This is a genomic window from Mammaliicoccus fleurettii (assembly GCF_002018435.1).
GTDB classification, from domain to species: Bacteria; Bacillota; Bacilli; order Staphylococcales; family Staphylococcaceae; genus Mammaliicoccus; species Mammaliicoccus fleurettii.
Genome location: NZ_MWJM01000015.1, coordinates 31,803 through 45,484, shown reverse-complemented (window position 1 = coordinate 45,484; position 13,682 = coordinate 31,803). Strand labels below are relative to the sequence as shown.

The following is a 13,682-nucleotide window of genomic DNA, read 5'->3' as shown; positions in this document are numbered from 1 at the left end:
ACGAAAGATCCAATCGTTGTAAAAGCTGACCCTGGAACTAAAGTTGAAATCTTCGATAAAGATGGCAATAAGATTGGTGAAGGCGTCGCTAATAATCAAGGTATCGCTAAAATCACACCAACAAAACCATTACCTGAAGGTAATATCACGGCTAAAGCGACAGATAATGCGGAAACGCCAAATACGTCTGACGCTTCTGAACCAGTCAAATCGAAAGATACAACGCCGCCTACTAAACCTGTGATTCAAACAGATTTAACTGGTAAAGGTGGCACGAAAGATCCAATCGTTGTAAAAGCTGATCCAGGATCTAAAATAGGATTATTCGATAAAGATGGTAATAAGATTGGTGAAGGCATAGCTAATGATCAAGGCGTAGCTGAAATTACACCAACAAAACCATTACCTGAAGGTAATATCACAGCCAAAGCAACGGATAACGCGGAAACACCAAATACGTCTGATGCTTCTGAACCTGTCAAATCGAAAGATACAACACAATCAACTAAACCTGATACTCAAACAGACTTAACTGGTAAAGCTAGTACAAAAGATCCAATTATAATAATATCTAAACCAGGCTATAAAGTAGAAATTTTCGATAAAGATGGTAACAAGGTTGGAGAAGGGATCGCAAATGATCAAGGTATTGTTGAAATTATACCAACAGCACCATTACCTGAAAACAAATATACAGCGAAAGTAACGGGTAAAGCAGAATCACCGATTGCTTCAGATAATTCAAAACTTAAGTTACAATCAAATCCTACTGATATGATTAATAACAAAGTTAAAGATGTAGATAAAAACAAGCCTGGATATGGTGATAATCCGATAAATATTTCACCTGATAAAAGTATTACCGTTCCACAAATTGGTGATGGAAAACTGCCTAAAAACACAAAATTCGAAATACCTGGAGCAACAGTACCAAGTAAGTGGAATATAAAAATAAATTCTAAAACTGGTGCGTTATCAGTTACACCTCCAGCAAATGTAATTTCAGGTACTAAGCAAACTATTCCTGTTAAAGTTACTTATCCAGATGGTTCTACAGAAATAGTAAATGTTAAAATAATTGTTAATTCAAAAGAAAGTGGACATGACATGTCAAATTCTAGAAAGACAGAAAATAAAGATTCTGTTCAAACAATTAAATCTCATGAACTTATAGAACCTCATAATCAAAACAAATTGTCTAATAACAAACTAGAAAGTGCTTTAAAAGACACTTCAATAGGCAATGAACAAAATAAAATCACTAAAAATAAAGAAATGAATAATGAAAATGTTTCAAAAACAGAAGTTCTACCTAATACTGGTGAACAACCAATTGAAAACACAACTTTATTCGGTACTTTATTTGCAAGTGTGGGAGCATTATTCTTATTTGGTCGTCGTAAAGATAAAAAAGAAGAGAATTAATAATATATAATGTGTTAAAAAAATCTCCCATTCCTAAAATAATTTTAAGGATTGGGAGATTTTTTCAGTATTAAAAGTTATAATACTTATCTGTTTTAATCATTAATTTTGCCTTTTCTATACATTGACTTTGCAATGTAACCGAATGGTACATTTGATATTGTTGTAAGTAGTTTTAAGAAATATGTTGTAATAAAGATTTCAAATACTACACTATTTGGTAGGTTGCCATAAAATGCAATTAACACAAATATTGCTGTATCAATTATAGAACTGACAATAGTACTACCATATGCTCTTATATAGAATGTTTTATCTGATGAGAACTTATTCTTAATTAAATTAAATAAAAGTACATCTAAATGTTGTCCAATAACATAAGCGATTATTGAACCTAATGCAATTCTAGGTACAATATTAAAAATAGTTTCCAGCGCTTTTTGTGAAAAATCATCTTGAGCTGGTATGAATGTTAGCGAACATTGAAGTAAAATAACCATGACGATAACTGATGAAAATCCAAGCCAAACTGCTTTTTTAGCTTGTTTTCTACCATATATATCATTTAATATATCTGTTGCAAGATAAATTGATGCGAACATTACATTTCCAAGTGTTGCACTAACTGAAAATAGTTCTACTGTTTTAATAACCTGTATATTTGCTATAATAGTACCTATAGCAACCCAAACAAACAGGCCAGTTTTTCCAAAGAAACGGTATAGGACTAACATCAATATAAATGTGATGAAGAATGTACCGATTCCTATTAATTCATTATACATAACTTTGTTCCTCCTAAATTTTGATATTGCGGGTGTTTAGAAACCGCGATAATCGAACTTATTTATTATACGGCTCAAAGTTTTAAAAATCAACAAGCTTTATCGTAAACAATTCGTATTATGAATGGTATAATAACGGTCTAGTAAGGGAGTGACACTTATTTTAGCTCAAGAAGAAAAAGTAGCAATCAAACAAATAGATCATTTAATGGAAACATACTGCAAAGGGTGTTTACTTAAAACGCATTATAGAGAAACTCAAGGAAAACACCAAGCACATCAATATTGTATATCTGAATGTTCTGTAGGTATACGAATTAAACAACTAGGCAACAAATTGCAATAAGGAGGATATTATGGAAATTGTTAGAGTTGAACCAACACCAAGTCCTAACACTATGAAAATCGTTTTATCATTTAAAAAGGAAGACAGATCTTCAAACACTTATACAGAAGTTAATGATCATAATCCTGAATTCATTAACCGTATATTAAATTTAGAAGGGATTAAATCTGTATTCCATGTAATGGATTTTATTGCCGTGGATAAACGTCCTAAAGAAAATTGGGATACTTTACTAAAAGATGTAACAACTGCTATATCTGGATCAGATCAGGATTCAGACTCAAATAACAATCAAGTAAATGAACATTTTGGTGAAGTAAAAGCAGAAGTCTTAAAGTTTAAAGGAATTCCTTACCAAATTAAATTAACAACTCAAGAACAAGAAAAGAGAAAACAATTACCAGAGATTTATATCGATAGTATGTTGAAAGCTACTAAAGACATTGATAATGTTGTATTTTTGAGAAAATGGGAAGATTTAGGCGTTCGTTATGGAGAAGTTGAAGAAGTTCTTGAAACAGTACAAGAAGAATTACTAGCATTATATCCTAAAGCAATTTTAGATGAGCTAGTTGAAGAAGCTTTAACAAGTGATATTACAATTCCTGAAAAACAATTTGTTCATGTCGATAAAGAAACTTTTGAACAAGAGCAAGATTGGAAAGTAAAATTAAGAATGTTAAACGATTTTCCAACTCCTACTGAAGAGGATTATCCATTATTGGAAGTAGCATTACATGATGAGAAACCTCAAGTACGAAGAATGGCGATCGTTTTATTAGGAATGATAGAGCAAAAAGAAACATTACCTTATCTATATGAAGGTATGAAAGATAAAGTTGTTTCTGTAAGAAGAACTGCTGGAGATTGTTTAAGTGACTTAGGTTATAAAGAAGCTTTACCCGTTATGATCGAAGCACTTGAAGATCCTCAAAAAATTGTAAGATGGCGTGCAGCTATGTTTATTTTTGATGAAGGCGATGAAACAGCTTTAGAAGCTTTAAAAAACAGACAAGATGATCCAGCATTTGACGTTAAACTACAAGTTCAAATGGCAATTGAAAGAATTGAAAATGGTGAAGCTGCTTTAGGATCTGTGTGGAAACAAATGGCGAATAGAAAGAGAGAGGAATAATATTATGAATGCATACGAACAATATATGAAAGAATTAGCTCAACCGATGAGAACAGAATTAACTGGACAAGGTTTCGAAAGTTTAGAAACACCTGATGCAGTTAAAGATTTTATGGATAATGTAGATCAAAATGAAACAACGTTTATTGTAGTTAACTCAGTATGTGGTTGTGCGGCAGGTTTAGCTCGTCCGGCAGCTGTCACAGTAGCTCAGCAAAATGATAAGAAACCTGCTAGAACAGCTACTGTATTTGCTGGTCAAGATAAAGAAGCAACAGAAACGATGAGAGCATATATTGCTCAAGTACCATCAAGTCCATCTATGGCTTTATTTAAAGGTAAAGAGCTTAAATACTTTATGCCACGTGAACATATTGAAGGAAGAGATATCCAAGAGATTTGCATGGATATTAAAGACGCTTTTGATGAATACTGTGACTAACGTTAGATTAACAACTGCAGTTAAAGTTAATGCATCTCTCTACAATCAAGTAGAAGATGCATTTGCTATATTATCTAAATTAGAATTTGTGAATGAAGTTAAAACTATCAAACGAAATAAACTAACAATTAAGCAATTATTTCAAAATGATACTACACCGGTCATAGTTTTAGAAAGTAATGGGCCAAAATTATATTTTTCACCGGATACTCCTATTTATTTTCATTTAGATACTGTAAAAGTTAAATTACACATGTTGAAACAAAAGAAACAACCTATACTTATAGAAATGCTGAATGATATAACAAGTAATTTATCAACTTTTAATTTCATAGATGGAACAATGGGGTTTGGAAGAGATAGTTACATGACATTGAAGATTTTTAAGCAAGCAAATATATATGCAATAGAGCAAAATCCTCTTATATATTTCGTTATTTCAGAAGGCATGAAAAATTATCTAGAACCAGAAGAATATGAACGCATTCATTTTATAAATGATGATTACAACAATTGGGTTAAGCAAAACACTAAATTAGTAGATGTACTTTATTTAGATCACATGTTTGAACAAACGTTAGTCGAAAACGATAGAATGGGTGAATTGTCTCGAATGACAGATGTAATTCAAAATATAAAACCTATTGAAGATTATAAATATTTAATAGTAAAGGCACATTATAAAAGTCATATCTTTAAAAAATTAAAAGTCACACAATGTTTACGAAAAAGTTCTAAAACACATTATGGACTAAGTACAAAATCAAAATAAAAAATAAAAATTCACCCAATCCGAAAATAAGTCTAACGGATTGGGTGATTTTAGTTAAGAAAGGGATTTAAGTCCCAAGTTCTTTTGCCCCTTTTAAGTACTATTCAGTAATGCACATACTAATCATATAGCTTAATAATAAGAATAACCCTATAACAGCGAATATTTCATTCATTGAAATAGCCTCCTTTGAATTGTGATCTCTTCGTTAATTTAATTCTATTATACATAATTTCAGTGAAAGATTCTATCTTTTATCGATATCATTTTCTATTATATCAGTAGTAAAATATAACGTTTTTCGTTAATATAGATAAGGAAGAATAAAGAAAAAGAGGTGCTCAAATGAATAACTTTGATAAAGCGTATCATGATTTATGTAACAAAGTATTAAACGAAGGTAAAAGTAAAGACGATAGAACTGGTACGGGTACTATTTCTATATTTGGCCACCAAATGAGATTTGACTTGTCTGAAGGATTCCCTCTATTAACAACAAAGAAGGTATCTTTTAAATTAATCGCTACCGAACTTTTATGGTTTATTAAAGGTGATACTAATATAAGATACTTATTGCAATATAAAAATAACATTTGGAATGAATGGGCTTTCAAAAAATGGATTGAAAGTGAAGAATATAATGGCCCTGATATGAATGATTTTGGTCGTCGTGCTTTAGTTGATGACAAGTTTAACGATCAATATAAAGAACAATTAGCTATTTTTAAAAATAAAATACTTAACGACGATGATTTTATGCAAAAATATGGTGACTTAGGTAACGTTTACGGTAAACAATGGAGAGATTGGAAAGATCAAGATGGTCAACGCTTTGATCAACTTAAGATATTAATTGAAAATATTAAGCAAAATCCAAATTCTCGTAGACATATTATTTCTGCATGGAATCCAACTGAAATTGATACAATGGCTTTACCACCGTGTCACACGTTATTCCAATTTTATGTTAAAGATGGAAAATTAAGCTGTCAGTTATATCAAAGAAGTGCGGATATCTTTTTAGGAGTACCATTCAATATTGCTAGCTATAGTTTATTAACACATTTAATTGCTAAAGAATGTAACCTAGAAGTAGGGGAGTTTGTTCATACTTTTGGAGATGCTCACATCTATAAAAATCATATCGAAGCAATTGAAGAGCAACTTTCTAGAGATTCATATTCTGCACCTAAACTTAAAATTAATACTGATAAGTCATTATTCGATATTGAATATGAAGATTTAGAAATAGTAGATTATCAATCACATCCAAGTATTAAAGCACCAATTGCAGTTTAAGAAGGAGTAAATACAATGAAATCAATTATAGTATGTCATGATCAAAACAGAGTAATAGGTTTAGATAATAAAATGCCTTGGCATTTACCAAATGATTTAAAAAGAGTAAAGGCATTAACAACGGGTAATACTATTGTGATGGGAAGAAAAACATTTGAATCATTAGGTAGACCACTACCAAATAGAAGAAATGTCGTATTAACTTCAAATCGATCTTTTGAACATGAAGGCGTAGATGTCATTCATTCCTTAGATGAAATTGATCATTTAGATGGACATATATTTATATTTGGAGGACAAGGTCTATACGAGCAAATGATGGATCGCGTCGACGATATGTATATAACTGTTATTGAAGATAAATTCCAAGGTGATGCCTTTTTCCCACCATACGAATTTAAAGATTGGACAGTTATATCATCTGAAGCAGGTACATTAGATGAAAAAAACACATTACCTCACACATATATGCATTTGGAAAGGAAATAATAGTATGTTAAGAACAGCGAAAACATTTGGCTATATCATTGGATATGCAGCGCTAGTTACGTCACAGTTAAATAAAGTTAAGAAGAAAAAAGTGCTAGTTGATGATATACAAACTCAAGATGAAATGGTTTATTTATATGCTAGAAAATGGGCAACAAGAATTTTGGAATCAGCAGGCGTTCAAACTCATATTACTGGTAACACAAATTCACTAGACGAACCCGTGTTATATATTTCAAATCACGAAGGAAACTTTGATATTCCAGTATTAATTAATCATTTACCACAACCATTTGGTTTTATTTCAAAAAAAGAAGTAGAAAATATTCCATTTTTAAAACCATGGATGGAAGAGATGAATTGTATTTATTTAGATCGCTCAAATAGAAGAGCAAGTTTACAAATGATTAAAGATGGTATAAATAAATTAAAAGAACAACATTCACTGCTAATTTTTCCAGAAGGAAGTCGAAGTAAAGGTGGAGAAATGCAAGAATTTAAAGCAGGATCATTTAAATTGGCGAAATCTGCAAAAGTTAAAATTGTGCCAATCGCAATATATGGAACATCTAATATAATGGAAGCACAAGACTCAAAAAAAATCGTTCCCGGAGATGTTTACGTGCATATTTTAGACCCGATTGATCCTTCAATCTTTGAAGACAAAACAATGCAAGAAGTCAGCCAATATGTTCAAGGGGAAATTAGTAATACTGTTCAATCATTAAAGGAGAATCATTATGTCAAAAATTAAAATCGTCGTTGATTCAACAACTGACTTATCAGCAGATTATCTTAAGGAAAACAATATAACAGTTGTGCCATTAAATATACTTATCGATGGCGTTACTTATGAAGATCAAACTGAAATGAGTTCAACAGAATTCCTTGAAAAAATGAGAGAAGCTAAAAAACTACCGAAAACGAGTCAACCTGCAATTGGTAAAATAGTAGAGACATATGACGAATTAGGTAAAGATGGTTCGGACATTATTAGTATTCATATGACTTCAGAGTTATCTGGAACATTCAGTGCAGCACAGCAAGCAGCACAAATGACTGATAGCAAAGTTACAGTTATTGATAGTAAATTCATTTCTTTAGCTTATGGCTTCCAAATTGAAGAAGTAGTTAAAATGATTAATGAAGGAAAAAATATTGAAGAAATTGTTGAACAACTTGAAGTTATTAAAAATAATTTAAGGTTATTTGTTGTTATAGGTAATATTGACAACCTAATTAAAGGTGGCAGAATTGGGAAAGCTAAAGGGCTTATTGGTTCACTTATGAATATTAAACCAATTGGTGAAGTAATTAACGGAAAAATAGAAATGATGCATAATGCTAGAACTCAAAATGCTGTCATTAAATACCTTATGAAAGAACTTGATGTATTTTTAGAAAAGAAAGAAATCATTAAAATAGGTATAGCAGATGCAAATGCAGAACAACTAGTGAATAAACTTATGAAATCAATTAAAGAAAAGAAAAATATTCAAAAGTTTGATACTGCAGTAACAACACCTGTCGTTTCAACACATACAGGTGAAGGCGCTATAGGCGTGTTCTTTTATGGAAAATAAAAATTGGATGAATCATCGGGCATGGTTTTTTGCTTTTGTTATTCTTATTATTTTAATACTTACAGCCACGGTATATATATTCGTATCTATATCAGATGATAGTAACCATCCAAATAATAATTCTGAAAAAATCGACAAAGATTTCACGATTTCTTTTAGTAATTCTGAACTTGAATCATTAATGAATGCTTCAATTAAAAAGTATAATATTCAATCGAAAATCACAAAAAAATCTTTGTCATTTGATACAAGTACTAAAATATTGGGAAAAGACATTGATATCACCCTTAAAACAAAACCAGTAAAGTTAAATAATGAAACGATAAAATTTGAAATAAAAGCTATTGATATAGGTAAACTGAACATTTCAAACCCATTTGTACTATCACAAATAAAAAAACATAGCGATCTTCCACCATATATTCAAGTAAATCCTAAAGATGAGTCTGTCTATCTCTCTTTAGATCAATTAGATATTGATAACGTTGAATCTATACAAATTCAAACATTAGATATTTCAGCTAAAAAATGGTATTTTGATATTAAGCTAAAGTAATTAATCATCAAAGGAGGTACAACTATGGCATATGCAACATTAGCTGGGGGATGTTTTTGGTGTTTAGTGAAACCATTCAATGAATTTCCTGGCATTATAGAAGTTACTTCTGGTTATAGTGGGGGACATACCGAGAATCCTACTTATGAAGAAGTTTGTACAAATCAAACTGGACATGTAGAAGCAGTTCAAATTGAATATGATGAAGAAGACACAGATTTTGAATCTATTCTTAATATATACTTTAAAACATTTGATCCAACTGATAATAGAGGGCAGTTTTTCGATAGAGGAGAAAGCTACGAACCAGTTATTTTCTATCATGATGAAGATCAAAAAGAAACTGCAATAAATAAAATCAATCAATTAAATGAACAACAAATTTTTGATAAACCCGTCATTACACCAGTTAAACCTTATAAGAATTTTTATCCGGCGGAAGAGCACCATCAAGATTATTATTTAAAAAATCCTGCACATTACCAAGGATATCAACAAGGTTCTGGACGTAAAGCATTTATAGAAAAATATTGGGGGCGCTAAAATGCTAAAAAAAAATAAAGATGACTTAAATGAAATGGAATTTTTAGTTACACAACAAAATGGAACTGAACCACCATTTCAAAATGAATATTGGAACCACTTTGATAAAGGGATTTATATTGATAAATTATCAGGTAAACCTTTATTTACTTCAGAAGAGAAATTTGAATCTGATTGCGGTTGGCCAAGTTTCTCAAAAGCATTAGATGATCAAGAAGTTATAGAACTTGTAGATAAAACTCATGGTATGATAAGAACTGAAGTACGCTCTGAAGATTCTGATAGCCATTTAGGGCATGTCTTTAATGATGGTCCAAAAGAAACAGGTGGTTTGAGATATTGTATTAATTCAGCTGCTGTGCAATTTATACCATACGATAAGTTAGAAGAATTAGGGTATGGAGAATTAGTAAATCATTTTAATAACTAGAGGAGAAGATACTTATGTTTAAAAAATTATTTGGCGGTAACAAATCTAAAGATACAAATGTTGAAGTATATGCACCAATCACAGGAGAATATGTAGCTATTGAAGACATTCCAGATCCTGTTTTTGCTCAAAAAATGATGGGTGAAGGTTTTGGTATTAAACCTTCAGAAGGTGTTGTAGTAGCACCTTTCGACGGCGAAATTGTTAATGTATTTAAACCTTCAAATCATGCAGTAGGTATTAAAGCTTCTAATGGTTTAGAAGTTCTCATACACGTTGGTCTAGAAACTGTACAATTAGGTGGAGAAGGCTTCGAAGCACTTGTAAACACTGGCGACGTAGTAAGTAAAGGTGATGAATTGTTGAAATTTGACATCGAAACGATTGAAGCTAAAGTTAAATCTGTTATTAGTCCTGTTATCATTACAAATACTGATGATGCAGAAAATATTAACATTGAATCATTAGAAAGTTTAGTTAAAGGTGAAACTAAAGCTATTGATGTGAAAATGAAATAAATGAAACAATATTCATTCTATCAATATGCTCTAACGAAACGTAATGAAAATAGTGAAATCGGAAAATTAGCTGATTTAATTTTCCAAGATTTATCATTCCCAAAGTTTACAAATGATTATCATACACTTTCTGACTATTTAGAAACAGAAGCTATGTTTACTCAGCCAATGAGTGTTTTCGATGATTTATTTGATTCATATGAAGAATGGTTGAAATTTTAAATGTTTAACACTTTGGTGTCGAGTGCACCAAAGTGTTTTTCTTTGTATGAATTAACTGTTAAAATAAATTATATTTGACAAGAAAGTTGTGAGTAAATGAAACCATTTAAAAATAAGCAAAAGCAAGAAATTACAATGCCACTATATAAATTACTAATTATATTATTTGTTACTGTACTATTAACATCTGTAGTGACATTCGCCTCTTATAAATTCGGATTAAATTTTGGTAATGACAAACAAAAAAGTCTTAATAAAATTGAAGAAGCATATGAACAAATCGATGAAGACTATTATAAAGACATTGATGATGATAAATTAACACAAGGTGCCATCGATGGTATGATTAAATCGCTTGATGATCCTTATAGTGAATACATATCTGCTAAAGAAACGACATCTTACAACGAAGAAATCTCAGGTGATTTTGTTGGTATAGGAGCAGAAATGGAAGTACATAAAGGTTTTGTAAGAATTACAAGTCCAATGAAAGGTTCACCTGCAGAAAAAGCAGGTATACAACCACTAGATATCGTAACAAAAGTTGACCATAAATCTATCAAAAATAAGTCATTAAATGAAATTGTTGAAAAAGTACGTGGTAAAAAAGACTCAACTGTCACATTAACAATTAAAAGAGAAGGAAAAGAACCTTTTGATGTAGATATTAAACGAGATAAAATTCATGTTACTAGTGTTGACTATACTAAAAAGAAAGATACTGGCGTAATTGCCATTTCTAAGTTCCAAAATAAAACAACTAAAGAATTAAAATCAGCCCTAAAACAAGCTAAAAAAGATAACGTAAAACACGTTGTACTAGATTTAAGAAATAATCCAGGCGGGTTATTAGATGAAGTTGTTACAAGTGTTAATTTATTTGTAGATAAAGGGAAACCAGTTATTTATTTAGAAACTAAAGGTGACAAACCTCAAGCAGTGGAAACTGAAAATAAAAAAATGTCAGGAATTGACGATATGGATTACTCTGTATTAGTTAATAAAGGATCCGCAAGCGCTGCAGAAATATTCGCAGGAGCTTTACAAGATTACAAAATTGCAGATGTCCTAGGCACTACAACTTTTGGTAAAGGGATTGGACAAGTCCATAAGGAATTTAACGATTCAAGTATACTTAAATATACGAACATGAGATGGTTAACACCTAATAAATCATATATCCATAAAAAAGGGATTAAACCTGATAAAAAAATCTCTGCACCAAAATATGAAGAGATAGAAATCATCGATCCAAGTAAAACTTATCAAAAAGGTGATAATTCAAAAGAGATTAAATCAATTAAGATTGGTTTGGAAGCATTAGGGTATAATATTAGCAATGAAAATGGAAAATTCGATAATGAACTAGAAAGTAACGTAAAAGCATTCCAAAATGATCATAAATTAGAATCAAATGGTATCTTTACAGACGACACTACTAAGAAATTCATAGAATTATTACGTAAAAAAATACGTAGTGAAGATAAACAATTAGATGAAGCTATTCAATACATTCATAAGTAGATGGAGGTAAGTAAAAATGAGAACAGCAACACGAGCAGATATACTTCACATAAATAAACTTACAGAGATGGCTAAATCTATTATGTTAGCTGATCAAAATCCACAATGGGATCATCGATATCCTATAGAAAAAGATTTCTATGACGATATTGATAAAGGGTATCTTTATTTACATGAAGTGAATGATGAAATAGTAGGTTACATTTGCATTAATCAAGTACAAGCAGAATGGTATCAACAATTTGATTGGCCAGTAAGTACTGAAAATGCACTTGTTATACACAGAATGGCAACGAATCCTGAGTATAAAGGAATTGCACAAATAATGATGCAATTCGCTCTTGATTATGCTTCACAAAATGAGCTATCAATCTTGTTAACAGACACTTTTTCACTAAATAAAAGAGCACAAAAATTGTTTCATAAATTTGATTTTATAAAAATGGGTGAATATGAAACAGATGAATTTCCATTTGATAAAAATGCACCATTTTATGCTTATTACAAATTGATAGAAAATGAGGAGAAATAAATAATGAAGAAAATAGCTTTTACCGGTGGCGGTACGATTGGACATGTAGCTGTAAACTTAGCACTTATACCTGAAGCAAAAAAACGTAACATTGAAACGATCTATATAGGTTCAAAAAATGGTATAGAAAGAGAAATGATTGCGAATTCTGCAAAAGACACTAAATATATTGCTATATCAAGCGGTAAACTTCGAAGATATTTATCTTTTGAAAATTTAAAAGATGTTTTTAAAGTTATGAAAGGTGTATTAGATGCTCGAAAGGTTTTAAAAAAAGAAAAACCTGATCTCGTTTTTTCAAAAGGTGGTTTCGTAAGTGTACCAGTCATTATGGCTGCAAAATCATTGAAAATACCAACAATTATTCATGAATCTGATGTTACACCAGGCTTAGCTAATAAAATTGCTATGAAATTTGCAACAAGAATGTATACAACATTTGAAGAAACATTAAAATATGTCCCTTCTGATAAATCTGATTATATCGGTGCCATTATTAGAGAAGATTTAAGAGATGGCTCTACAGAAGAAGGCTATAAATTAACAGGATTTGATTCGAAACTTCCCGTTCTCTTAATTATGGGTGGTAGTTTAGGTTCAAAAGCACTTAATAAAGCAATTAGAGAAAATCTTGAATATTTAACTAAAAAATATCAAATTATACATTTAACAGGTAAAGGTCATCTTGATGAAACAATCAATAATGAAAATTATGTTCAATATGAATTTGTTTCCAATGAACTGATGCACTTTTATGCTATTACAGATACTGTTATTAGTAGAGCAGGAGCAAATGCAATTTATGAATTCGCAACCTTAAAATTACCAATGTTATTAATACCCCTTGGATTAGATCAATCTCGAGGTGACCAAATTGATAACGCTAAGATTTTTGAGAAAAAAGGCTATGCTAAAGTATTACAAGAAAAAGATGTTAATCAATCAAATTTAGTAAGGCAATTAGACAAATTAGAAAACGAAAGAGATGACATTATTGACAAAATGTCTCATTTCAAAGAAAGTTATACTAAAGAAACATTATTTAATAAAATAGAAGAAGACTTAAAGTAAGGGGGATATC

General features: G+C 30.7%; 18 protein-coding genes. 17 read left to right on the top strand and 1 reads right to left on the bottom strand.

All coding sequences use genetic code 11. From position 1 onward, the window contains the following. The coding region (locus tag B2G86_RS11060; protein WP_142242938.1) for a Rib/alpha-like domain-containing protein at positions 1-1,425 on the top strand (1,425 nt) is incomplete at its 5' end. Between the two features lie 95 nt (positions 1,426-1,520). On the opposite strand, the gene B2G86_RS11055 is transcribed toward B2G86_RS11060, so the two are convergent. Further along, positions 1,521-2,210: a queuosine precursor transporter gene (locus tag B2G86_RS11055; protein WP_078358182.1), complete on the bottom strand. Its 690-nt coding sequence runs from the start codon at positions 2,208-2,210 to the stop codon at positions 1,521-1,523. Positions 2,211-2,361: 151 nt separating this feature from the next. Here B2G86_RS11055 and B2G86_RS11050 point away from each other — a divergent pair, with 151 nt between their 5' ends. From B2G86_RS11050 to B2G86_RS10975, 16 genes are all read left to right on the top strand, one after another. Further along, a complete protein-coding gene (locus tag B2G86_RS11050) occupies positions 2,362-2,556 on the top strand; it encodes a zinc-finger domain-containing protein (RefSeq protein WP_078358180.1) in 195 nt (64 codons plus the stop codon). A 10-nt stretch (positions 2,557-2,566) separates the two neighbouring features. Next, positions 2,567-3,691 (top strand): virulence factor, encoded by a 1,125-nt coding sequence (locus B2G86_RS11045; RefSeq protein WP_078358179.1) that lies wholly within the window; start codon positions 2,567-2,569, stop codon positions 3,689-3,691. A gap of 4 nt (positions 3,692-3,695) precedes the next feature. Further along, positions 3,696-4,133: a BrxA/BrxB family bacilliredoxin gene (locus B2G86_RS11040; RefSeq protein WP_078358178.1), complete on the top strand. Its 438-nt coding sequence runs from the start codon at positions 3,696-3,698 to the stop codon at positions 4,131-4,133. After that, complete coding sequence (locus tag B2G86_RS11035; RefSeq protein WP_078358176.1) at positions 4,117-4,905, top strand: class I SAM-dependent methyltransferase; 789 nt, start codon at positions 4,117-4,119, stop codon at positions 4,903-4,905. The genes B2G86_RS11040 and B2G86_RS11035 overlap by 17 nt, the downstream gene beginning before the upstream one ends. Before the next feature lie 345 nt (positions 4,906-5,250). Continuing rightward, positions 5,251-6,204, top strand: coding sequence for a thymidylate synthase (locus B2G86_RS11030; RefSeq protein WP_078358174.1), 954 nt, complete (start codon positions 5,251-5,253; stop codon positions 6,202-6,204). A gap of 15 nt (positions 6,205-6,219) precedes the next feature. Next, positions 6,220-6,693, top strand: coding sequence for a dihydrofolate reductase (locus B2G86_RS11025; protein WP_078358172.1), 474 nt, complete (start codon positions 6,220-6,222; stop codon positions 6,691-6,693). A gap of 4 nt (positions 6,694-6,697) precedes the next feature. Beyond that, entirely contained in the window at positions 6,698-7,447 is a 750-nt protein-coding gene (locus B2G86_RS11020; protein WP_078358170.1) for a lysophospholipid acyltransferase family protein, read from the top strand. Further along, positions 7,434-8,276 (top strand): DegV family protein, encoded by an 843-nt coding sequence (locus B2G86_RS11015; RefSeq protein WP_078358169.1) that lies wholly within the window; start codon positions 7,434-7,436, stop codon positions 8,274-8,276. The genes B2G86_RS11020 and B2G86_RS11015 overlap by 14 nt, the downstream gene beginning before the upstream one ends. Next, complete coding sequence (locus tag B2G86_RS11010) at positions 8,266-8,832, top strand: DUF2140 family protein (protein WP_078358168.1); 567 nt, start codon at positions 8,266-8,268, stop codon at positions 8,830-8,832. Before B2G86_RS11015 ends, B2G86_RS11010 begins: the two co-directional genes overlap by 11 nt. Positions 8,833-8,856: 24 nt before the next feature. Further along, a complete protein-coding gene (gene msrA / locus B2G86_RS11005) occupies positions 8,857-9,375 on the top strand; it encodes a peptide-methionine (S)-S-oxide reductase MsrA (RefSeq protein ID WP_078358167.1) in 519 nt (172 codons plus the stop codon). A gap of 1 nt (position 9,376) precedes the next feature. Next, positions 9,377-9,805, top strand: coding sequence for a peptide-methionine (R)-S-oxide reductase MsrB (gene msrB / locus B2G86_RS11000; RefSeq protein ID WP_078358166.1), 429 nt, complete (start codon positions 9,377-9,379; stop codon positions 9,803-9,805). 14 nt (positions 9,806-9,819) lie between these two features. Next, on the top strand, positions 9,820-10,323 hold the full coding sequence (locus tag B2G86_RS10995; RefSeq protein ID WP_078358165.1) for a PTS sugar transporter subunit IIA: 504 nt from the start codon (positions 9,820-9,822) through the stop codon (positions 10,321-10,323). Next, positions 10,324-10,545 (top strand): YozE family protein, encoded by a 222-nt coding sequence (locus B2G86_RS10990; RefSeq protein WP_078358163.1) that lies wholly within the window; start codon positions 10,324-10,326, stop codon positions 10,543-10,545. It abuts the gene before it with no gap. A 96-nt stretch (positions 10,546-10,641) separates the two neighbouring features. Further along, the gene (locus B2G86_RS10985) at positions 10,642-12,069 is read left to right on the top strand and encodes a S41 family peptidase (RefSeq protein ID WP_078358162.1); all 1,428 of its coding nucleotides are present in this window, start codon (positions 10,642-10,644) and stop codon (positions 12,067-12,069) included. Positions 12,070-12,085: 16 nt separating this feature from the next. Continuing rightward, on the top strand, positions 12,086-12,601 hold the full coding sequence (locus B2G86_RS10980; RefSeq protein ID WP_078358160.1) for a GNAT family N-acetyltransferase: 516 nt from the start codon (positions 12,086-12,088) through the stop codon (positions 12,599-12,601). Positions 12,602-12,604: 3 nt separating this feature from the next. Next, positions 12,605-13,672, top strand: a complete 1,068-nt coding sequence (locus B2G86_RS10975) for an undecaprenyldiphospho-muramoylpentapeptide beta-N-acetylglucosaminyltransferase (protein WP_078358159.1) — start codon at positions 12,605-12,607, stop codon at positions 13,670-13,672. Positions 13,673-13,682 lie beyond the last annotated feature (10 nt).

Bases quoted from the DNA above. Each gene is read 5' to 3' on its own strand.
- B2G86_RS10975 (WP_078358159.1), top strand. From the start codon at position 12,605: ATGAAGAAAATAGCTTTTACCGGTGGCGGTACGATTGGACATGTAGCT.
- B2G86_RS11040 (WP_078358178.1), top strand. From the start codon at position 3,696: ATGAATGCATACGAACAATATATGAAAGAATTAGCTCAACCGATGAGA.
- B2G86_RS10980 (WP_078358160.1), top strand. From the start codon at position 12,086: ATGAGAACAGCAACACGAGCAGATATACTTCACATAAATAAACTTACA.
- msrA (WP_078358167.1), top strand. From the start codon at position 8,857: ATGGCATATGCAACATTAGCTGGGGGATGTTTTTGGTGTTTAGTGAAA.
- B2G86_RS11015 (WP_078358169.1), top strand. From the start codon at position 7,434: ATGTCAAAAATTAAAATCGTCGTTGATTCAACAACTGACTTATCAGCA.
- B2G86_RS10985 (WP_078358162.1), top strand. From the start codon at position 10,642: ATGAAACCATTTAAAAATAAGCAAAAGCAAGAAATTACAATGCCACTA.
- B2G86_RS11020 (WP_078358170.1), top strand. From the start codon at position 6,698: ATGTTAAGAACAGCGAAAACATTTGGCTATATCATTGGATATGCAGCG.
- B2G86_RS11030 (WP_078358174.1), top strand. From the start codon at position 5,251: ATGAATAACTTTGATAAAGCGTATCATGATTTATGTAACAAAGTATTA.
- B2G86_RS11010 (WP_078358168.1), top strand. From the start codon at position 8,266: ATGGAAAATAAAAATTGGATGAATCATCGGGCATGGTTTTTTGCTTTT.
- B2G86_RS10995 (WP_078358165.1), top strand. From the start codon at position 9,820: ATGTTTAAAAAATTATTTGGCGGTAACAAATCTAAAGATACAAATGTT.
- msrB (WP_078358166.1), top strand. From the start codon at position 9,377: ATGCTAAAAAAAAATAAAGATGACTTAAATGAAATGGAATTTTTAGTT.
- B2G86_RS11055 (WP_078358182.1), bottom strand. From the start codon at position 2,210: ATGTATAATGAATTAATAGGAATCGGTACATTCTTCATCACATTTATA.
- B2G86_RS11035 (WP_078358176.1), top strand. From the start codon at position 4,117: ATGAATACTGTGACTAACGTTAGATTAACAACTGCAGTTAAAGTTAAT.
- B2G86_RS11045 (WP_078358179.1), top strand. From the start codon at position 2,567: ATGGAAATTGTTAGAGTTGAACCAACACCAAGTCCTAACACTATGAAA.
- B2G86_RS10990 (WP_078358163.1), top strand. From the start codon at position 10,324: ATGAAACAATATTCATTCTATCAATATGCTCTAACGAAACGTAATGAA.
- B2G86_RS11025 (WP_078358172.1), top strand. From the start codon at position 6,220: ATGAAATCAATTATAGTATGTCATGATCAAAACAGAGTAATAGGTTTA.